19 protein-coding genes and 4 pseudogenes are annotated in these 20,600 nt (G+C 35.0%); 11 read left to right on the top strand and 12 right to left on the bottom strand.

The genetic code is table 11. The features are described from left to right. Position 1 precedes the first annotated feature (1 nt). From BLV40_RS19890 to BLV40_RS19875, 4 genes are all read right to left on the bottom strand, one after another. A complete protein-coding gene (locus BLV40_RS19890; protein ID WP_026591451.1) occupies positions 2-1,951 on the bottom strand; it encodes a TOMM precursor leader peptide-binding protein in 1,950 nt (649 codons plus the stop codon). Beyond that, positions 1,951-3,870, bottom strand: a complete 1,920-nt coding sequence (locus BLV40_RS19885; protein WP_090693113.1) for a putative thiazole-containing bacteriocin maturation protein — start codon at positions 3,868-3,870, stop codon at positions 1,951-1,953. The genes BLV40_RS19890 and BLV40_RS19885 overlap by 1 nt, the downstream gene beginning before the upstream one ends. A gap of 172 nt (positions 3,871-4,042) precedes the next feature. After that, entirely contained in the window at positions 4,043-5,302 is a 1,260-nt protein-coding gene (gene odhB, locus BLV40_RS19880) for a 2-oxoglutarate dehydrogenase complex dihydrolipoyllysine-residue succinyltransferase (RefSeq protein WP_026591449.1), read from the bottom strand. A gap of 154 nt (positions 5,303-5,456) precedes the next feature. After that, a complete protein-coding gene (locus BLV40_RS19875) occupies positions 5,457-8,324 on the bottom strand; it encodes a 2-oxoglutarate dehydrogenase E1 component (RefSeq protein ID WP_026591448.1) in 2,868 nt (955 codons plus the stop codon). Positions 8,325-9,452: 1,128 nt separating this feature from the next. Here BLV40_RS19875 and BLV40_RS19870 point away from each other — a divergent pair. From BLV40_RS19870 to BLV40_RS29425, 4 genes and pseudogenes are all read left to right on the top strand, one after another. Continuing rightward, positions 9,453-9,656: a helix-turn-helix transcriptional regulator gene (locus tag BLV40_RS19870; RefSeq protein ID WP_026591447.1), complete on the top strand. Its 204-nt coding sequence runs from the start codon at positions 9,453-9,455 to the stop codon at positions 9,654-9,656. Positions 9,657-9,679: 23 nt separating this feature from the next. Further along, positions 9,680-10,057: a hypothetical protein gene (locus BLV40_RS19865; protein WP_026591446.1), complete on the top strand. Its 378-nt coding sequence runs from the start codon at positions 9,680-9,682 to the stop codon at positions 10,055-10,057. 29 nt (positions 10,058-10,086) lie between these two features. Continuing rightward, positions 10,087-10,269 (top strand): DUF3976 domain-containing protein, encoded by a 183-nt coding sequence (locus BLV40_RS19860; RefSeq protein WP_026591445.1) that lies wholly within the window; start codon positions 10,087-10,089, stop codon positions 10,267-10,269. Positions 10,270-10,809: 540 nt separating this feature from the next. Beyond that, positions 10,810-11,364 (top strand): annotated as a pseudogene (locus BLV40_RS29425) (glycoside hydrolase family 25 protein); the annotation flags it as partial. 537 nt (positions 11,365-11,901) lie between these two features. Here BLV40_RS29425 and BLV40_RS19845 read toward each other — a convergent pair. Then, the gene (locus tag BLV40_RS19845) at positions 11,902-12,342 is read right to left on the bottom strand and encodes a hypothetical protein (RefSeq protein WP_090693105.1); all 441 of its coding nucleotides are present in this window, start codon (positions 12,340-12,342) and stop codon (positions 11,902-11,904) included. Between the two features lie 340 nt (positions 12,343-12,682). Between BLV40_RS19845 and BLV40_RS19840 the strand changes: the two genes are divergently transcribed. Further along, positions 12,683-13,552 (top strand): WXG100 family type VII secretion target, encoded by an 870-nt coding sequence (locus BLV40_RS19840; protein WP_090693103.1) that lies wholly within the window; start codon positions 12,683-12,685, stop codon positions 13,550-13,552. A 227-nt stretch (positions 13,553-13,779) separates the two neighbouring features. Here BLV40_RS19840 and BLV40_RS28670 read toward each other — a convergent pair whose 3' ends face one another. From BLV40_RS28670 to BLV40_RS19830, 3 genes are all read right to left on the bottom strand, one after another. Next, the gene (locus tag BLV40_RS28670) at positions 13,780-13,932 is read right to left on the bottom strand and encodes a hypothetical protein (protein WP_170833679.1); all 153 of its coding nucleotides are present in this window, start codon (positions 13,930-13,932) and stop codon (positions 13,780-13,782) included. Positions 13,933-14,029: 97 nt separating this feature from the next. Continuing rightward, the gene (locus tag BLV40_RS19835; RefSeq protein ID WP_244525428.1) at positions 14,030-14,341 is read right to left on the bottom strand and encodes a hypothetical protein; all 312 of its coding nucleotides are present in this window, start codon (positions 14,339-14,341) and stop codon (positions 14,030-14,032) included. Positions 14,342-14,521: 180 nt separating this feature from the next. Beyond that, on the bottom strand, positions 14,522-14,779 hold the full coding sequence (locus BLV40_RS19830; protein ID WP_090693100.1) for a hypothetical protein: 258 nt from the start codon (positions 14,777-14,779) through the stop codon (positions 14,522-14,524). A gap of 240 nt (positions 14,780-15,019) precedes the next feature. Between BLV40_RS19830 and BLV40_RS29820 the strand changes: the two are divergent. The 3 genes and pseudogenes from BLV40_RS29820 to BLV40_RS19815 form a co-directional block, all read left to right on the top strand. Then, positions 15,020-15,253, top strand: a pseudogene (locus BLV40_RS29820) (WXG100 family type VII secretion target); the annotation flags it as partial. Positions 15,254-15,301: 48 nt separating this feature from the next. Continuing rightward, positions 15,302-15,801 (top strand): annotated as a pseudogene (locus tag BLV40_RS19820) (hypothetical protein). Between the two features lie 429 nt (positions 15,802-16,230). Then, complete coding sequence (locus tag BLV40_RS19815) at positions 16,231-16,581, top strand: hypothetical protein (RefSeq protein ID WP_090693096.1); 351 nt, start codon at positions 16,231-16,233, stop codon at positions 16,579-16,581. 130 nt (positions 16,582-16,711) lie between these two features. Here BLV40_RS19815 and BLV40_RS19810 read toward each other — a convergent pair whose 3' ends face one another. Continuing rightward, positions 16,712-17,005 (bottom strand): hypothetical protein, encoded by a 294-nt coding sequence (locus BLV40_RS19810; protein ID WP_244525435.1) that lies wholly within the window; start codon positions 17,003-17,005, stop codon positions 16,712-16,714. Between the two features lie 88 nt (positions 17,006-17,093). Beyond that, on the bottom strand, positions 17,094-17,444 hold the full coding sequence (locus tag BLV40_RS19805; protein ID WP_090693093.1) for a hypothetical protein: 351 nt from the start codon (positions 17,442-17,444) through the stop codon (positions 17,094-17,096). An 18-nt stretch (positions 17,445-17,462) separates the two neighbouring features. On the opposite strand from BLV40_RS19805, the pseudogene BLV40_RS19800 reads away from it, so the two are divergent. Together BLV40_RS19800 and BLV40_RS19795 are read left to right on the top strand one after the other, a co-directional pair. Next, positions 17,463-17,631 (top strand): annotated as a pseudogene (locus BLV40_RS19800) (pre-toxin TG domain-containing protein); the annotation flags it as partial. Between the two features lie 494 nt (positions 17,632-18,125). After that, a complete protein-coding gene (locus BLV40_RS19795; protein WP_090693088.1) occupies positions 18,126-18,509 on the top strand; it encodes a hypothetical protein in 384 nt (127 codons plus the stop codon). A 90-nt stretch (positions 18,510-18,599) separates the two neighbouring features. Here the strand turns inward: BLV40_RS19795 and BLV40_RS29420 are convergent, their stop codons facing one another. Beyond that, on the bottom strand, positions 18,600-18,806 hold the full coding sequence (locus tag BLV40_RS29420; protein WP_244525434.1) for a hypothetical protein: 207 nt from the start codon (positions 18,804-18,806) through the stop codon (positions 18,600-18,602). Between BLV40_RS29420 and BLV40_RS28665 the strand changes: the two genes are divergently transcribed. After that, positions 18,797-19,072, top strand: a complete 276-nt coding sequence (locus tag BLV40_RS28665; RefSeq protein ID WP_211482128.1) for a hypothetical protein — start codon at positions 18,797-18,799, stop codon at positions 19,070-19,072. The genes BLV40_RS29420 and BLV40_RS28665 overlap by 10 nt on opposite strands. A gap of 931 nt (positions 19,073-20,003) precedes the next feature. Here BLV40_RS28665 and BLV40_RS19785 read toward each other — a convergent pair. Beyond that, positions 20,004-20,600: VaFE repeat-containing surface-anchored protein (locus BLV40_RS19785; protein WP_139265576.1), on the bottom strand; the 597-nt coding region annotated here is incomplete at its 5' end.

The following is a 20,600-nucleotide window of genomic DNA, read 5'->3' as shown; positions in this document are numbered from 1 at the left end:
TTTATGGAAATGGATGCGGATGTGGATTTAGTTGTTCTAATGTAAGTGGTTCGCTTGTATATCCAAGTTGCATTGGTACGGTAAGTGCTCTTTGGAGTCCTGTTGTACGAGTAAGTTGATGACCAAATGTCATTGGCAACATACCAGGAATTAATACTTTCACACAAGATAATCCGTTTTTCTGTATGAGAGGAACAGTTTGGTCAATGACAATTACCTCAAGCCCTGAGTGATGTAGTAGATCTAGAAGATGGCGAAGGTCTGAAGTTATATCCCGATCAATCGCTTTTAGCTGATCCATTTCTTTAAATGTTCGCACAGCTCGATTGTCATTTAGTAAAAATTGAAGGCGTTCTTCAGCTTCTGGTAAGCCATATACCATACTATGATCTTCCATTTGGGTAACGAGATAGGGATCGCGTAAACATTGCTCATATTTTTGTTTGTTTGCTTCAAGTTTCTCATCCAGTATAAGCAACATACCTGCTAATTCATGAATAGCACTTTTAACAGCTCGCAGCGGTTCTATATGAGCACCACCTGCACAGACGAGGTTCATTCCACCCTTTTTTGTATTTTTTGCAATTGCCCATATACTTGGAATACCATGCTCCATCGTTGCATCAAAAACATGTAAATCATAACCTGTAATGGTCCGCATTCGTTCAATCATCAATTGTAATTCCACATCGCCTGCGGAAGCTAGATCAAGGCGGGGGAGTGGCAATTGTGCATACCACGTTAGCAAGAAAGCGTCGCGTTCGACTATTTCTAAAATGCCATGGAAAATCGCTTCTTCTAAACTACCTCCAATTGCACAGCCGTTTGAAGTTTCATAAACAAAAGCGTCCCTGTGCCCTAGGCTATAATATGCAATTGATTCCGGAACTAAGATGGGACGGTTTTGTGATAAAGAATAACCCCATACCCAATCTTGAGAATAATCGGGATCAAATGGTCTGAATGGAAAATTCTCTTTTTCATAGTGTTCATCTGTATGTACACCAATTGTAAGAGGATTGATGGCTTTATCTTCTAATTCTCGATAGCTGCCATGAACATTTGTCCGCTTCCCGCGAGGGGCCATTCCGCAGTATCTCTCTAGTCCTTCTAAAATCGCAGTTGCCTCGCTTATCCTGAATGAATGTGTTCGACCTGCAACTCCTTCGTTACCAAAAAGTAATGGCATATTTACAATAACATCAGCGAATGGTAATAAGGAATGCTGCATCTTTCCATTCAAAAGTCCTGTTCGATAATCTAAATAATCTTTCGTTAAAAACGTATTTAAATCTTCAATAGAACGACATCGGTAGCTTTCAGTACTCGTTTTAAAGCTCGGTTGCAGAGATAGATAAGCAGAAGCTTCAGTGTCATCAGGTATTGTGCTACACACCGGACATACAGGATCAGGAAGAAACGAATGACGTGAACATTGAAGAGTTTGCATGTTAAGTAAAATCACTTCTTCAGCTAAAGAAGTACCCCCTTTTGTTACTATCTTTTCTGTTTCAGCATGAATAAGGTGACACATTTGTAGTAATGCACTTTGCGTTGCGCATATATCTCGTTGCACGGCAGCATCCTTTTTTAAGGAGTATTGCCGCTGTAACTCCCACATTTCTTTTTGATCAAAACCAGCTATAAACCGTCTTGCATCAGCACAATGAGAACATCCTGCTGCATGTGGCTGAACATAAGGGCCAATGATCCCTTCGCCAAATGAAGTAAAACCTCTTAGCCAAGGAATGTTAGCGGATCGAAACATTTCTTCAGCTTTATGATGGATAGAGGAAGGAGAACCATCATGTAGTACGAGAGCAAGTTTAATGTTTTCAGGGAGGGGTTCTTCAAGTGTGTTTTGATGAATGATAGAGTAGTGACCAGATAATTGCTGATTTACATAGCTTGCAAGTAGGCCATCTCCTACAATTAGTATTTGACGCTCCATCAGTCCACCTCCTCTTTTATTACCACACCAACTACACCACCTAATCCTTCTTTTAAAAATGGTTCAATTGCTAGGTCGAGGACGTAGGGATAAAGATTATGTTCCTTTAAATTCTGTAAAGCGAGTTGTAAGGATTCTAATGGTGGAATTTGTTCTTCTTTTTGTACTTCAATTCTAAACGACTCAGCATCGTGTAAAAGAATAGATGATTCCGATAATATATTAGAGTTATAGGGGATTTCGTAGTTTTGTGTATGAAGAAGTGCTTGTTGTAATGCGTCTCTTAGAGCTAGTGTTATATTTAGGTTCGCGCTACCATACCACTGATTGTGTATACGGGCCCAAACAACCGGAAAACCTAGTACATTTTCACCAATCCCTATCTTTGGTTCCCCATGTATCACGGAGAGTGCACGTAAATAAAATTGGCAGTGGTTGTCATGAATTTCTGTTACTTGTAGTGGCACAATTTCTTCTGTTTGTCTTAACTTCCTCGCTTGTAATGTGTGGGTTAAATGGTTTTGTAGCGCACGATACACACCTTCTAACATCGTTTCCCCAGCTCCGATTCCAATGAATTCATCTTGGTCAGGAATAAGGAAATTAACCATTTGAGTTACATATGTTTCAATTCCAGTTAGACCTGCCACGCGGCGTGCTTCATCATGAGTTAATCCGCCGCAAATAATAGTAGGGAGGAGGGAAGTAGGTCCTTCTGATAATGGATTGGCAACTTGAACATAGCACTGGGACAACGGTAATTGGTTGAGATCTTGTTCATCCCATATGTGAAAAACTCCAGCTTTATTTGAGGTTAACTGGTCAAAAAAACGAAAAAGCTCATTTGAATGTTTTTGATCTGCATGTCGTTTTAAAGTGTCATCAAGGTCTTGTATTAATTCTATCGTAAAATTTTCAGGGGCTATAAGCGGGTGCTTCATAAATGGATGCCAATTTCCTTCGAGCGTTTCAAAATCTAATAGAAAGAAGTGCTTCTTTGTCTTCCTATTTGAGGAATCTGTAACATGTTTGAATAACTCAAAAACAATTGTATTGGCTAACATAGCACAAGCAATTGGAGAGACGGGATCTGGTGTTTGATCTTTTTGAATAGCAGTTTCATGTATACGGTGCCATGCGGATTCCCAGCATTCTTCAGAGTCAGAAGTAATGACAGGACCAGCTAAGCCTACATGCTGTAAACATAAAGCAGGAAGAAAGTTTTTCTTCTCTTCTCTACAAATTGCATGTATGGCCCTAAGTTTTTCGATATTGCCATTTTGAGATACATATAGAATCCAATCAAATGGATGAAAAACTTCCTGTAAAGAATAATTTCTCGTTGTATCTATTTCTTGAACAAGTACATCTGCATCAGTAGCATGTGCTTGTTGTACAAGTTCATTTAGCCGCGAGAGATTTGTTGCATCAGGATCGGTAATTAGGTAATGAAATTCAGGTAGACCAGATTCAAGTAAAGAAGAAATTAATGAAGTGAAAATAGGTCCAGAGCCAATCGCTAACACTTTAGATTGGCGATACATTTGAAACTTTAGAGGACCTGAGTGAGAGTAAGCCTCTAAAAATTCAATTTGCGGTTCGTATCTCTCAAGTAATGCATCTTCTAATTGGTGAGGGGCATCTTGATTCAGATCTCGAACAAAACCATTTTTGTGCAAAAGTTCTCCAATTTCAAACACTCTATTTTGATAAGGGAGGGGAAGCCCATTTGTTAGCTCTTCTAAAGTGTGTTCTCCATTAAACATAGGCATTAATTTTTCAATCCATTCATAGATTCCATTACCTTGTATCCGGAACGAACTGGAGTTATTTCGAAAATAAACACCCCCATTGGAATCGGGGAGAAAAAAGGTATCCTTGTTCATTTTTAGCTTTGTGGAAGCTTGCAGCGTACTCATTCTATTCCTCCTTATCAGTAAATTCTAAACACACATTATCAGTGTATGTACCGTGATTTGTCCCTTATGAGTTATTTTGATTATTCACTATATAAATCACTGTTATATAAAAAAGGCTACACGAAAGAATACATTGATTCTTTCGTGTAGCCAGTATGATTTAGAAAGCCTATCAACCTTCTAATAATAATGATTTTGGATCTTCAAGCATTTCTTTAACAGCAACTAGGAAGCTAACTGCTTCTTTACCATCGACGATACGGTGGTCGTAAGATAGTGCAATGTACATCATTGGACGGTTTTCCATGCGTTCTGCATCGATTGCAACTGGTCTTACTTGAATTTTATGCATTCCAAGAATACCTACTTGTGGGCTGTTTAGGATTGGTGTTGACATAAGGGAGCCGAACACACCACCGTTTGTAATTGTAAATGTACCACCTTGTAGTTCTTTTAATGTAAGTTTGTTGTCGCGTGCTTTTTTACCTAGTTCACGAATTTCGCTTTCGATTTCAGCGAAGTTTAATTGGTTTGCATCACGTACAACTGGAACAACTAATCCATCTGGAGCTGCTACAGCGATTCCGATGTCATAGAATTTTTTAATGATAAGCTCGTCACCTTGAATTTCAGCATTTAACAATGGGAATTGTTTTAATGCTGCCACAACAGCTTTTGTGAAGAATGACATAAAGCCAAGACGAACATCATGTTTTTTCTCGAACGCGTCTTTACGTTCTTTACGTAATTCCATAACTGCAGTCATATCAACTTCGTTAAATGTTGTTAACATTGCAGATGTTTGTTGAACTTCTACAAGACGTTTTGCAATTGTTTGACGGCGGCGGGACATTTTTACGCGCTCAACTGGCTTTTCAAATTCAGTAGTTACTGCTGGTTTTGGACTTGTTTTTTCTTGTTTTGGCTCTGCTTTTGGTGCAGCAGCATGTGCTTGTACATCATGTGGTCTCACGCGGCCAAGTGGATCAGTGCTGCGTACTTCATTTAAGTCGATTCCTAATTCACGCGCCATTTTTCTAGCAGCAGGTGATGCGATAGGACGATCTGTATTTGGAAGACCTTGTAAAGCTGTTTTAGTTGGTGCAGCACTTGGAGCCTCAGCTTTAGGTGCTTCAGTAACTTCTTGTTTTGGTTGTTCTGCTGCTGGAGCAGGTGCTGATGTACTTACTGCAACGCCGTTTGCATCTAAAATTGCAATTACGTCACCAACTTCAACTGTATCTCCAGGCTCTCCTAGTAGTTGTGATACAATACCTGAATCTTCTGCAATGATTTCTACATTGACTTTATCTGTCTCAAGCTCAACAACGCTGCCACCTTTCTCAACTTTGTCGCCTACATTGATAAGCCATTGTGAGATAGTTCCTTCTGAAATAGATTCTGCAAGCTCAGGTACTTTAATTTCGATCATTTTAAATGTCCTCCCCTTATTTGCCTAACGGTGTGTTTTGTCTTCTTTTCTCTTCGGTAATCTCAATGCTTCAAGCTTGATTGGGCAGAAATTCTTTACAACCTAGTAGGTAAGGAACTCTGCCCAAATGAGCATGAGTAAATCACTTTCGTTTTTAGTTGCTATAAACTTCTATTTCTTGTTTGTCTTGACGGAAGTTGTACTTTGTGTCTAATGCATGTGCAACGATAAGTTCTTGTTCCGCTTTGTGTGCATGTGGATCGCCGCCTGATGGACTTGAGCGATCTGGACGTCCAATGTAGCCTGTTTTTACTTTATCGCCAGCAAGTTCAAACAGAATTGGAGCCATGTAATGCCATGCACCCATGTTTCGTGGTTCTTCTTGTACCCAAATAATTTCTTCTAAGTTTTTAAAGCGTTTCATGATAGATTGAACTTTTTCAGCAGGGAATGGGTACAATTGCTCAATGCGAACAATATGAACTTCATCTAAATTGTACTCATGTTTACCTGATTCAACCTCTGCTGCTATATCAATTGCCATCTTACCAGTTGTTAAAACAAGACGTTTTACTTTATTTGGTTTTGTACCAAGGTTTTCTTGCTCTAGAGCCATTTGGAAACGACCTTCGCTTAATTCTTTTCCAGATGAAGTAGTAAGCGGATGACGTAATAAGCTCTTTGGCGTCATAATGACTAATGGTCGAACAGCTTCTGTACCAAGGATTGATGCTTGACGGCGTAAAATATGGAAGTATTGTGCCGCACTTGTTAAGTTTGCAACAGTCCAGTTGTTTTCAGCAGCTAGTTGCAAGAAACGTTCTGGACGTGCACTAGAGTGCTCTGGTCCTTGACCTTCATAACCATGAGGCAGAAGAAGAATTAGACCCGATTTTTGTCCCCATTTCGCTCTTCCTGCTGAAACATATTGATCAAATAATGCTTGCGCAGTATTTGAGAAATCACCATATTGTGCTTCCCACATAACTAAAGTTTCTGGAGCGAACACATTATAACCGTATTCATAACCGACAACAGCAGCCTCAGATAACGGACTGTTATGAACAGAGAATGATGCATTAATATTCGGTAAACGATGAAGTGGTGAATATGTTTCGTTTGTTTCTGTATCATGTAATACGATATGACGGTGTGCGAACGTACCACGTTGTGAATCTTGACCAGTTAAACGAATTGGCGTACCTTCTTGTAAAATGGTAGCGAATGCTAACGATTCAGCAAGAGCCCATTCCACTTTACCGCCATCTTCAAGAGCATCTTTACGACGTTCAAGAATTTTCTTTACTTTAGGATATACATTAAAGCCTTCTGGCCATTGTAATAGTCCTTCGTTTAATGCACGTAAAGTTTCAATTGGAAGACCTGTATCAATTGGTTGAATACCTCTTGCAACTACGTCTGGAACTTTAACGTGTATTGCTGCATCACTAGTATCAGCAGGTGGTACTTCTGCATACTCAGCTTTCAATTGTTCTTGCACAAACTGTGTAATTGTTTCAACTTCATCAGCATTTAAAACACCATCAGTTTGCAGTTGCTCTGCATAGATTGCTCTAACTGTCGGATGGTTTTTAATTTTTTTATAAACTTGTGGTTGTGTAACTGCTGGGTCATCCATTTCGTTATGACCGTAACGACGGTAACCGATTAAATCGATTAAGAAGTCTTTTTTGAACAGCATACGATATTGGATTGCAAGGTCAGCAGCTGCAAGACAAGCTTCTGGATCGTCAGCATTTACATGGACGATTGGAATATCGAAACCTTTTGCAAGGTCGCTTGAATATTTTGTAGAACGAGAATCATAGCTATCTGTTGTAAAGCCAACTGAGTTATTTGCAATAATATGAATTGTTCCACCAGTTTGGTATGCGTTTAGTCTGCTTAAGTTTAATGTTTCAGACACGATACCTTGACCAGGGAATGCAGCGTCACCATGAACTAAAATTACGAATGATTTCGAAGTATCTTGTTCAGGATGACCAGCTTTTTTACGATTTTCTTGAGCTGCACGTGCATAACCTTCCACAACAGGGTTAACAAATTCAAGATGGCTTGGGTTGTTCGCTAACGTTACACGTGTTTGAGCATCTTCAGCCCCAACAACTTGCTCTCTACCTAAATGGTATTTCACGTCGCCAGTCCAGCCAGCATTACTATTTACACCTTCTATAGTTGCATGTTTGAATTCTGCAAACATGTGACTATATGGTTTTTCTAGTACGTGAGCGAGTACGCTAAGGCGCCCGCGGTGAGCCATACCAATCATAACGTCACTTACGCCGCCCTTAGCACCTTCAGAAATAATTTCATCTAGTACAGGTACAAGCATATCAACGCCTTCAATAGAGAAGCGTTTTTGACCTACAAATGTTTTATGCAAGAATTGCTCAAAACCTTCAACAGCTGTTAAACGTTTTAAAAGAGCAGTTCGTTTTTTATTTGGTAGTGGTTGACGCAAGGAATTTGATTCCACCATTTGATGCAACCACGCACGTTCTTCACTATCTTGTATATGAGAAAATTCATAGGCTAAAGATTTTGTATAAACATCTTTTAATCTATTAATTACATCAAGAGCTGTGTGAATACCAATTGGTGCATCTGGCCATACTGTTTTTGCTGGAATCGCTTTCAAATCTGCATCGCTTAATTCGCTCATTACTTTCTCGATGAGAGATTGTCCATTTGTTAGCTCTTCCATTGGATTAATATGAGCCAATGTATGACCGAATGAACGGATATTCTCAACAAGTTGAACGACTTTAAGAATCTTTTCAATGTTTCCTGTGTTTTGAGGAGAAAAATTTATTTCTGTGTTGTCCCCTGTTACGACATCTGCTTGGAATGTAGGAGCTCCAAAAGTTTCAAAAAGCTCTTGTAATTCCGGATCAACTGAACCTTCATTAGTCACGTAACGATCATACTGTTCAATAACATAGCCAAGGTTCGGACCATGGAATTTGGCCCAAGGGTTTGTCGATGTATTCTTCCTCGTCATTTGTTTAAACCTCCCAATGCATGTAATCCTTTTTTCATAATGTGAAAGAATGCATTTTGCTCTTTTCATAATTGATGAATCAGTAATGAATGTAAATGTTATCTTTACTCTTATGTTATTACAATAATTTACATAATACCAAACATTATTACTTATCCGTTTTGTAAAAAAACATTCACAATTACTTATCACCCAAGTTAATCTTTCATGTTATAAATTAATTTTAAGGAAAAAATAGGTGATTTCATCTGGTACATCAGTATTTAAAACAAAATCTTCCAGATGAAAGTATAGGATAAATTGAAAGAATGTTTCGACAAAAATGATTTGATTTATGTATATTAAAATAATAAGCGCTTTCAAGAATATTATACAACAATACAATGGAATATAGTATAAAAAATAAAAAATTATGAATTTATCGTAAACTTTGTTTCGATAGTGTTAAATATTGAAAGGAAAAAAGAAGTATTTGCTTATAATTGGTGATTGTCATTTGAAAATGGTTCATAAATCGTTAGTTTTTGCAAATATAACTGAAAATTGCTCGAAAATGATAGCAGGCTTCATTTCTATAGGAGAAGAAGTGTAATATTTTAAAAAGATAAAGTGCTTATAACGATATTAATTTTTCCTAATGATAGCCGATTGATATAGCAAATTTCTTTATGTAGATTAAGTAATAAGGAAGTGAGATATTATAACAGAATCGTTTAGAGTGTTCTTATTTGTTGTGACTCTCCATTTTTATACTATTCAACAATTATTTAAAATGAAAAGTGGATAAAAATGGGCAGGAAAGAAATAAGGAATCAATATGAGAACTAGATGAAGGGGATTTACGAAAGTATGAATGCTGTGTTCCTTTTGCGTAGAGATACATAGGAGCTGTGAAATGAAAAGGGAAACAGATAATGGGGATTTTGGTGTTCATGTCATTTGGCTGATAGTATTTTCAATGGTTCTATCGATAGTTGGTTTAGTTCTATTTATGCATTCGTTATAAAAATCATCTTGATTAGAAATAAAAGATGGGAGTAGGGAGCTTTGAGGAGTTTATGTAAAGTAAACTTGACGTAAAGGTTGCTTTACATTTATACTCTGTGTAAGGAGGAGGGGAATATTTCCTTGGAAAACAAAATGGTAGAATACAGAAAAAAATTTGGCCTGTCACAAGAGAAGTTAGCTGAAAAACTTGGTGTTTCTAGACAAACTATTATTTCAATTGAAAAAGGAAAATATGATCCATCACTTCCTTTAGCATTTGAAATTGCGAACACATTTCAGACAACGATAGAAAATGTATTTATTTATGAAGGGAAAGAGAACTAAATCTACATAGGGGGGAAAGAAAGATGAACTACTCACAAAAATATTTTTTGATTATGGGGATTATCTTTTCTGTTATGAGTGGATTTATGCTATTTATAGGTATAATGGCGCATTCTTCACCACCGTCACAAACGTACACATTACTAGCGATGACAGTCATGTGCTTTTGCTTAAGTTATCTCCATCCACAATTTAAGGAGAAAGACGAAAGGATGAAGTTAATTCGGCAAAAAGGAATGTTCTATTCTTACTTTGCGTTGTTAGCGTATTATATTCTATTTTCAATCGGATTAAATTTAAAGATCATTACATTGTCTGCTGCAGAACTGCTTAATATTTTAGCAGCATTAACAATTTGTACGGTCTTTATTTCATTCGTTATTTTGTCTAAAAAATATTAAAGCTGAAATGAGAAAGGTGAATGAGATAGATGCAAAGTATATTTGCTTTTGGGATCGGGCTGCTTTTATTTTTAGCAGTGTACTTATTTATTCGTAAGGATATACAAGGGAATACATTGACGAAGAGAGGTTTCTATAAGCTGATGGGGTGTTTAGTAGTCATGCTTATAGCAATTGTCGTAATGATTGTCTTGGTGAGTAAACAATTATAAAAAAGTATAGAATAAAGCCCTGTTTTTGTTTAAGTGTCAAAAGTAGGGTTTTTATTTTTCTTTAACATGGGGAGTACATACTTTGGTAGATAAGAAACAAACTACTACCATAGTGAACGAGATGGCAGACGGAGATACTGGTGGTTGATCTCTTGAATGGAAAAACAAATGGGAACAAGGAAAAATCCTTGTTTTATTTTTTTGGACAGAATTATTAAGTAGAATATTAATAAATGAAGATGTTTGAAGGTGGTACTAAACTCTTTTCTTCCTTATTAGTCTATGCGATAGATATAAATATGCTTGGACAACGAGAAAAAGGAGTTTGATTTGATAAAGTTTGTATGAGTTCGCAACCGAAAAATATAGGTTGCGTTTTTTTATTACTATGATTTTTAGTTGGAAAATTAGATTAATAGAAAAGGAAAGCCCATTAGATCAATTTGCACTTTATATATTATTTGTTGGTACTGCAATAGGCATTTGGTCCGACCATGAGACAAGCTCTGAATATGATAATAATAAAGGAGATGTTGAATAATGGGGTATATCGTCGATATTTCGAAATGGAATGGTGATATTAATTGGAGAGTAGCAGCCCCGCAGCTTGACTTAGTGATTGCTAGAGTACAAGATGGATCAAACTATATAGACCCAATGTATCAATCATATGTGTCTTCAATGAAAGCTTATAATGTTCCGTTCGGAAACTACGCTTTTTGTAGATTTGTTTCCGAAAATGATGCAAGAGTAGAAGCAAGAGATTTTTGGAATCGTGGTGACAAAAATGCATTGTTTTGGGTAGCTGATGTTGAAGTGAAAACAATGGAAGATATGAGTGCAGGAACACAAGCTTTCATTGATGAGTTACGCATACTCGGTGCTCAAAAAGTAGGGTTATATGCGGGACATCATGTGTACAGCCCATTTGGTATGGAAAAAGTAAATGTTGATTTCGTATGGATCCCGCGTTATGGGGATATCAAACCAGCGTATCCATGTGATATGTGGCAATATACTGACGCAGGGAATATATCTGGTATTGGCAAATGTGATTTCAATCGTTTAATTGGAGATAAGCCTTTATCATGGTTTTTCGGAGAGAATGAGCCTGCACCAGGGTTTCTTCCTCCTGATTGGAAAACGAATAATTTAGGTTCTATCACTGTAACGGTAGCTATAGCAAACATTCGTGAGGCGCCATCCTTACAAGCAAAAGTTGTACGTCAAGCGACAAAAGATTCTGGACATGTATACCTAGATTGGTTTTATGATGGTTCTCATTTTTGGTATAAAGTAGCTGAAAAAAATTGGATGCGCGATGACGTATGTAAAATCAATAAAGATGGCAAAACAAAAGGTGTCGTTTGGATTTCAGGAACGAACATCAATCTTCGTAAAGGAGCGTCCAGAAATGACCAAGTTGTAGGAAAAGCGAATAGTGGAGCTTGGGACGTTCATTTTAGATACGAAGATTGGATTTACGTATACAAAGATGGCGTTGAAGGATGGATGTATTTTGATGAATCTTATGTGAAATGGATTAGATAAAGTGAAACTTTAATCAGTGGAGGGCTTCATCCCCCACTGATTATTATTTGAACCAGTTTGTTCTGCTGCACAAATGCATTTTTACAAGTTAAGCTTCTCGATAGTTAATGATGCAGCATTAATTTTGTGCCCGTTTAGAATGGGTAGTAACACATCTGTAGTTGATCCTATATTTCGAAGCTGTAGTGTTGAGCATTTGGGAATATGGATAATAGCCTGTCCAGAAAGCATCAGACTCGCTCCAGTCACTTGTCTTTGTATACCATAATTAGTAAGTCGCCCACTTACTAAAGAATCATTTAAAATTAAACCATATATTGAAGTAGAAGCAGGACCATCAATTAATAATAGATATTCGACTTTATAGTCGCCCGATTTAGGTATTATTAGGGTGTCACTAGGTGGGGTAAACTCTATACGATTTAATGGACCATTTCTATTAAATTCTATGTTTGCACCTGGTTTAATTTCTATAGGATGGTTACCTACAAGTGTAACGTAACCATAAGCTGGTTTCGACATTATTATGCATCTCCTTATTTATTATTCTTATCATTGTATGCGATCAAGTTAAAAATGATTGAATGTTAGTCTAGTAAAAATGAATTATGTATCCCCTATCTATGAGTGAGCATTATAAATAGACGTATAAATCATTCAAAGTACAGTGAGTAATACGCGTTTGTTTCAGACTTGTTCCTTTTAAACGATTTGAAGACAAACAAAAAACGCCTGTAGTGAAGCAGTCTGCTAACTGCGAACTATTTTTTGTAAAATTTCTATAAGTATGAAAAATGTTGTTCTGTGTAATTACTTCCTCATGGTAAAATATTCTATATAAATATTTAAAAGCGGAATGATTATGGGGAATATTAAAGTTACTCCTGAAGAGTTGCACAAGGTTGCAGGGTCTATTCGATCAACAATCACCAATGTAGCGGCAACACAAGAGCGACTAAAGAAAGATATTGATATGCTTTGTAATGTTTGGATGGGTGCAACCTATATGAAATTTAATACAGATTTTCGAGATTCACCTCTTAAAATGGAAAAATTTACAATAATATTAGAACCACTGGAGAAGTTTCTTCTTGATTCTGCTAATAAATTCGAACAGGTAGATAACATGGATGTTGCTATTGCAATGGCTTCTGGTATTTTAACAGGAAAACCATTTAAAGGGGATGTTGAAACCCTTACAGGTTCCACAAAAGTAAATACAGAGGATCGCTATCGTATTAAATTAGGAGGATCGTTGTTAGAGGGAGAATATGAACTTTCTGAGAATAGTAAGCTGGGATTCAAAGCTGGGCATGCAGAAATAGAGGTAGGAGCTCCTTACAAATTCAATACGATAAAAGAAGATTTATTAACGGGAAAGATTATTGGAGCAAAAGGTGGAATTACAGCATTTGAAGATGGTCTTTCTTTTAAAAATCCTTATGTTTCAGAAATATCAGTAACACAAAAATTCATAAATGCTTCAGTCGCATATGGAATTGAGGAGTATACGTTTAAACAAGATGCAGAGGTGACAATACAAAAATATGAAGCAAAGCTAGACAGAATTGACCTACCTGATTTTATTCAATTTTTTAAGGATTACGATCTTGAAGTTTGTGCTGAATTTGGACTCGGCACATTCGGTGGTAAATTCCATGGGGGTCAAGAAGTTGGTGTGTATATTGGTGGTGGTTTATTTGCTAAATTTGTTAAGCAAGGAGAAGAATAGTTGTGTTTAAACAAGCGGGAATTATAAAAAAATTGTTTTTTCAGCCTTGCTTATATTTCGTTTGTTTGCTCCTTATGGGTGAGGGGAAAATTAGCACTTATTGCTTTTGTACTTATACTGACTGCTTTATCTTTTCGTACAACAAACTTATTGGAATCTATAACTCATAAATTTAAAAAGGATCGAGATAAGTATTTTAATTGTTTTAGGATATTTTTATCCCATATTTAAAGGCGGACTAAAGTTCTGTATGGGCTTTCCCGTATCGCGAAATCTGTTACTGTGATATCGATATTTTCTTGTTCTTTAAAATATTGGATAGCTATTTTTTTAGCTTTAGACGCTATTTGTTCTTTTTCTTGATTATCTTTGTAATCCATATATTTATAGCATCCTTATAGTATGACTGAAATAATAAGGATAATTACTATCGATTTTCTATTCAAGTAAAGTCCTCTATACTTATTTATTTTTTTCTTAATCCGTATCGTAACCTATACTTTCTACTTTATAATTATCTCTATAGTTTATATTTGCAGATACTCTACGTGTTGTATTATGAGTAACATACCCATATACAAAAACTACTCCAAAGTCTGAAGGGGCAAATTGAAAATCTGTTACTGTAATTTCCAGGTTTTTATCCTCTTTAAAATATTGAATAGCAACCTGTTTAGCTTTTTCTTTTATGACTTCTTCTTCATTATTTTTCTTATAATCCATATATTTATATCCTTCTATGAAAATTGAAATTATTATAATTACAATAATCGGAATTTTTTTCTTCAAGATATCCCCTCCAGAATAAACTATTTAGGAGTGAGAGAATAGGAAAAACGTAAGATACCAGGGTTAATGTGTAATTTCGAAAGGAAATATGTATGGTAAGTGATGTTAACTCAATAGCATAATGAAAAAGAAACCAGCTCGTTATTTGAGTCGGCTTTGTTTATATACTTGTTGGTTTTGCTATACCCCGTATGTCATTTCATCCAAAAATTCCCCACCATTTCTAAGACATATCACTATCCTAGAAATTGCACAATTAAAATAATGCTTTCTTGTTCCGATGGATTCTTCTGGAACAGGTTCTAAATCGTAAAACATGTCCTCTTTTTTATGAAAATACATTTTTCCAACTTTTTCTGGTGATTCTGATGGATAATATTGATATACAACTATTTCCTCATCTTCAAATTCTTTATTCATTGTTATATGGATTGCCATAGTTTATCTCCTCCATTTCAATTCTTCATCTATATTGAGTACTTTCCAAGGGCAATCTGATCTTAAAGTTGCATCGTGTGCTGTTTTATAATCTGTTTTAAAAATCCCTTCAAATCGAGATTCAAAATATTCCTGTTCTAAAATTATGTAGGAAAGGGAAGAGGTAGTAAATATAAAAATGGAACTACTAGTTACGTTTTATAGAGATAAGGATTTAGCAAAAAAGGGGGGGGCTAAAGAGGTAATGATGAGCAGGCAAAATATTTCTTAAATAAAAGGGGAAGTAATGCAGAGATAGTTGAGTTTGATATACCTAAATGGTTAGATGATTTTATAAATGAATATGCAATACCTCAAAAAGGATATAAATCAAATTCACTAAATCAAGGAGGAACTGCACCGAAAATAGTTGACCCAACAATGCCAGGGAATTCTTATGAATTGCCAGCACCTTGGATTGAAAGGATGGAATAATATTCCGAAAAAGGCAGGGTTACAAAGTAATAATAAAAGGGGGATATTATGATATTAGAACCACTTTATGCAGAAAATATTGTAGTAGCAGTCATCTATAATAATGAATTTAAATGGTATGTAACAGATAAAGAATTATGGTTTTTAGATTATAATAAGCTAAATAATGCATATAAAAATTTAGGCGTAAGCATTGAAGATAATGACGAAGCTGAAGAAAGAAATGGAATGAAAGTATTAGATAATGAAAATGTAGAATTGTTTTTACCAAGGATTAATAAATATATAACAACTAAAGAGGAATTAAATTATTTATTACTTGAAAATATTAAAAGTAAAATTGAAGGAGAAGATTTATTAGATTTTAGTCCGGTATTATTAATTAACTTTGATGATAAAAACTATATTCAATGTTTCCAGAGCCAGCATCATATGAAGAATATGTACCAAAAGATTGGAATGGTAAATATGAAGATTTTACTGAGTTAATACCTAAATTAGAGAAATATTGGATAGATGAGTTTAATAATAATCTATTGTTACTATAATTTAAAAGGGATAAGGATAGTGAGGGAATGAGTAATGAAAATGTAATAACTATATTAAATGAGGAATTTGAAAATGATAAAACTGGTGAAAAGGTTCATGTGAATTGATATGAGATAGAGGGTATAATTGTTTATTTTGATTGTAAAGCAATTGAAAGAACAGGAGATTATAGAATGTAAGGCCCAGACGAAGTTTATCTATATTCTTTATCTGGGTTTTGTCTATGTATTTGATATTATAGAGGGTGAAAATGTTATTAGAGAAAAAAGTCAATTTGCAATATTAATAACTTATATGACCAACTTTATAATCATTACTGTAATCTATACTTGTAGAAACCTCCTTCTTTTTGTCATCAGATACATAAATTCTACTACTAGAGATATCTGGAGAAAATTTTATTTTTAGTATAAAGGAGTACAACAGTAATGAAATATCCATATAGTTTTGAAGTACTTAAAAATAGAAAATTAGTTATGAGGCTTCCTCAAGAAATTAAACTTGTTGAAACTTTTTTAGGCGTTGAAGTTTCTGCGTTTGGAGATTGGATTTTAGAGGGAATACATAGTGTTTTAAACGGGGAAAAAGATTGCATAGTAGTAAATGGCAACATTTGTGGTATAGAAATTCGAAAAGATACAACTACTGTCCTAGACAATTTGGCCGAAGATGGTAAGGGAGAATTTTGTGAGATAGAAACGATTGAATTAGTAGACTTAATTCATATTTGGCTAGATAAACAAAAAGAATATAAAAAAGGGAAAAATAAAGAATTGTAATAATTTAAGTGGCTGACTTCTACATGAAGTCGGCTTTATCTATTATTTCACATACCTCCCATTATCTTACGTTTTAAAGTAGTTTTCTCTAGGGAAAACGACTTTAAAATACGAAATAATAGGTTTTCTTTTACGCTTCTATATCTTTTCCCTCTGTTACCACTTTATCTCTCCACAATACAAGTAGTTTTCTAAATTCAGAGGTCTCAATTTTATACTGGTTATTTGGGGGACTCATAAAAAAGTTAATAGCACTTGTATAATTAGGTTCGATGTAGACAGCTGCCACGTTTCCCTCAATTTCATATTGCAGGAATTTTTTGTCTACTACATCATCTAAAATCTGTATATATTCATCCGCCTCATCATCTAAAATATCTTCTAAAAAATGAGAAATAATAGAAATCTCTTTTGGCAAACGTATTCTTAAACCGCCAAGTCCATCACGATAAAATTCATATGTCTATTTCATTTTTTCCCTCCTTGTATAAACAGGGTACGCGGTTATTATCTCATTGTCTTCTATAATCATCTCTACTTGCTACCTTAACAACTTTACTTACTCCTTTATCTCCTAGGACACCCAAAGCTAATTGAGTCAATCCGTATGTAAAGAATTTTGTACGGCTTTCTGCATCGCCGTTGACAACATCTTTATCCCAAGATTCAGAGACTGCCTGCCCCATCCCTTTTAGTGTGTCGATAGGATGCAACAGAGAATTGCCGAGGTTTTCCCATGTTTCTGCATCACCTAAAGATTTAAAACCGTCTACTGTATCGCTTACAGCTTCACCAGCACCAGACCAATCTCCATCTATTATTTTCTCAAATGTAGATTTTTCTTTTAGGTTTTCTTGCTTCACTGCATCGCTAGCATTTGAAAGTGGGCCACACGTCGTGCCTGGGATGGTGTTGATCCATCTAATGGAGAAAAGCTATCAACTTGGGAAAGATTTTTAGCTGGGGGGAATGGTAGTAGCTGGTCTTACCTCTTTTGGAAAGATAGCGAAAGTCGATAAGGGCGTGAAAATGACTGCAAAAGTGGCTGAGATGGCTGATACAGCTACAAAGGCAGCAAAAATAGGCACTGGGCAAAAAATTAATCAAAGCTTGACAAGAGAAATGATTATTGAACAGTTAGATGGAGTTACTAATCAGTCTACAAAAATTGCAGAAGGTTTACGAAATGGAGATATTAAATTAAATGTTCTTGGCGATGAATTATTTGATATGTATACTGGTGCTACAGATGCTAAGGAAATTCAAGTTGGAAATCAAATATAAGTAAGAAGTAGTTCACAACCCATTGTAAGTGATATAGTTCATGAAGGCACACACATTATAGACTATAACAACAAATTTGGGATGTCCGGTATTTCATCCTGGTCTTGGGAAAAGAGAGCGTATTACTATGAGCGGCAATTTCAAATAAACTCAGGATTAAAACCAAATTTTATAATTTAAATGACATACAAGTACACATTTGGAGTAATTACAAAAATCAAATATATGATCCTTATTAATAAAATAAGAGGAGGTTTGTAATGGATAATTTTATCAAAGATATAGTAACATACACTAAAACAGGAAATTCAAATATTCTTTTAACCAACTATTCATCAGAAATTGTGAATACATTAAGTTTTAATACTGCAATTATTGATGTATTGAGCTGGTTAAAGCTAGGGTATAAGAGAGAACAGTGGATGAAAGATAAAAAGTATATGAAACATAAACCATTAAAAATAAATATGGACCATACTTGGTGTGAAATTTTAAAAGAACTAGTAGAAAACGATGACCGATTTTCCAATTATTTCACAATTACTGATACAGCTTTTGATTTTAAGGAAACCATATCAGAAGAAATACGATTAGAATCTAGAAAAACAGCTTTTAATTTGTATAATCCTCAAATGAGAAAATAAATTGATGTTTTGTTAGATTCTGAAGACAAGGAAAAGATATTTTAAAACACAAGATAAAGTGTTGACCGCCAGAAAACATATAGAAGTAGATTAAAATAAAGCCGACTTATATTGCTTAAATTCTTGTTTATCCACATGAAATTTTTCACCAGTTGCAACGTTTTGTACTAAATATGTTTTACTGAAAATTGATTTTATCCCAAAATAAACAGCGTAGAGTATAAGAGACCATCCCAATGTAGGAAGTAATAAAATAAATGCAATAACAATAAACCATATTTCAGCAGTTGAATTTATTCTTTTTAGGACTAAACGCTTGCCAGTTGCAGCTTATGATTGCTCTAATTGTTGCATACGTTGAGGGTAGAGAAGAAGACATAGAAAAGTATGAAGAAAATCTTAATGAAGCCATTAAGATAATGCGCTCATCGATAGAGAATATAGAAAGAATTAAGATGGGTAAGTCAAATAATTTAAAAGATTTATGGAAGCAAGGTTGGAAACGTGAGAATGGACAATGGATAAGACTAGAAGAAAACGAAAGAGGAGCTAGCAAAAGCTAACCGCTCGGCTCCAGGGAGATTGGAGAAAAGATCACTATCATGGAAGTGGGTCTAGATGTAACCATAGTATGTGCAGGATTTAGGGTTTTATTCAGACAAATCAAAAAGAGCACCTTCGAACAGTGCTCTTTAAGGGAAAATAAGCCTTGGAATTAAATGAAAAGTTGTAAAAGGATACCTTTCATTTAATTGCTTAGATATTATTTTTTGGTTCAAAGTAGTATATGAGTATTGAGAAAAAAGTGTGAAAAAGCAAAAGAGCAGCTAGCAAAAACTAACTGCTCAAGACTACAAGGGGGTTGGAGAAAGATTATTGTATCTACATTATTGACGGAATATTGGGTTTTATTCAAGGGGAAAATTTATACATTCAAAGTTAACATATACATGTTTGGAATATGTCAGAGTTACTTATAAATAATCATAGCTTTAACGATTTCATAATAGTACTTCTTTCATGTTTTTGTTTGATTGTTTTCAGCAGTTAAAGTTAGAAGAAACTTAATCATTATATCACTTCTTTATTTATTTTTACTATTAAATATTTTTTCGATTAAGAAATAGGTTGCTTTAAGTTGATGAGTGCCTAAAGAAATTATTGCAACTGTGTAAGGTTAAATTTATGTAATGTTAATCGATAGGAAATCAAGATAATTGAGTGTATCTTAAATAGGTGTAACTTTGGAATAAAGTTGGATTAAAAACCTTTTACAAATCCATATTCTGTGTTACACAAAAAGACTCCATTTTGAAAAAAAGATTGATCAAAATAGAGTCTTTCTTTGTGACTGGATGTTCAATTTTTATAAAAAAGTCTGATCAAAACACATTTAGAATTCTTTAATTGAAAAGATATAGCATCGCATCTTTCTTATAAACATCGTGACTTTATTTCACATCCATACCTTCTGCGTAAAAAACTATTTAGTTATTATGCATTTCTACGTTTAATAACTAATATAGCTCCAAGGGTTAGTAACAAAAGACCAGCACTCACTGAGAACCACATAGAGGACATATTTGCACCTGTGGCTGGTAATGTTCCTGCTTTTGCTGTTTTTTCTGTTTTAGGTTGCTCTGGCTGTGATTTTTCTGTTTTTTTCTCTTTGAACTTCACTGTATGATCCATATCGTCAAGGGACATGTTAATTCCGACTAATTCATCATCTTGATATAGTTTTTCAAACACTACTACTTCCTTCCCTTGTAGTTCAGAAGCATTAAATGTGAAGTCAAGTGTAATAGAACCATTTTTCTCTTTTGCAGTAAACTTAGATTCTGCGGTTACTTCTTTACCATCAACTAATAATGGTTTGTGTGTTGCTTTATCCATTAGTTTACTTTTTGCTACATATTCTTTACCTACGATTAAGTCAGTGTATTCAATTTTATCTTGGATAGTTACAGATTTTGTAGCGTCTAACTCTTTAGAGCCATCGGCTTTGTTAGTAGCAGTTGTTTTAATTAAAGGTTCCACGAATCGAACTGTATGATCCATATCGTCAAGGGACATGTTAATTCCCACTAA

The organism is Bacillus sp. 166amftsu, assembly GCF_900107445.1.
Taxonomy (GTDB): domain Bacteria; phylum Bacillota; class Bacilli; order Bacillales; family Bacillaceae_G; genus Bacillus_A; species Bacillus_A arachidis.
The sequence above is the reverse complement of the archived record's forward strand: the minus strand, read 5'-3'. Positions and strand labels throughout refer to the sequence as shown.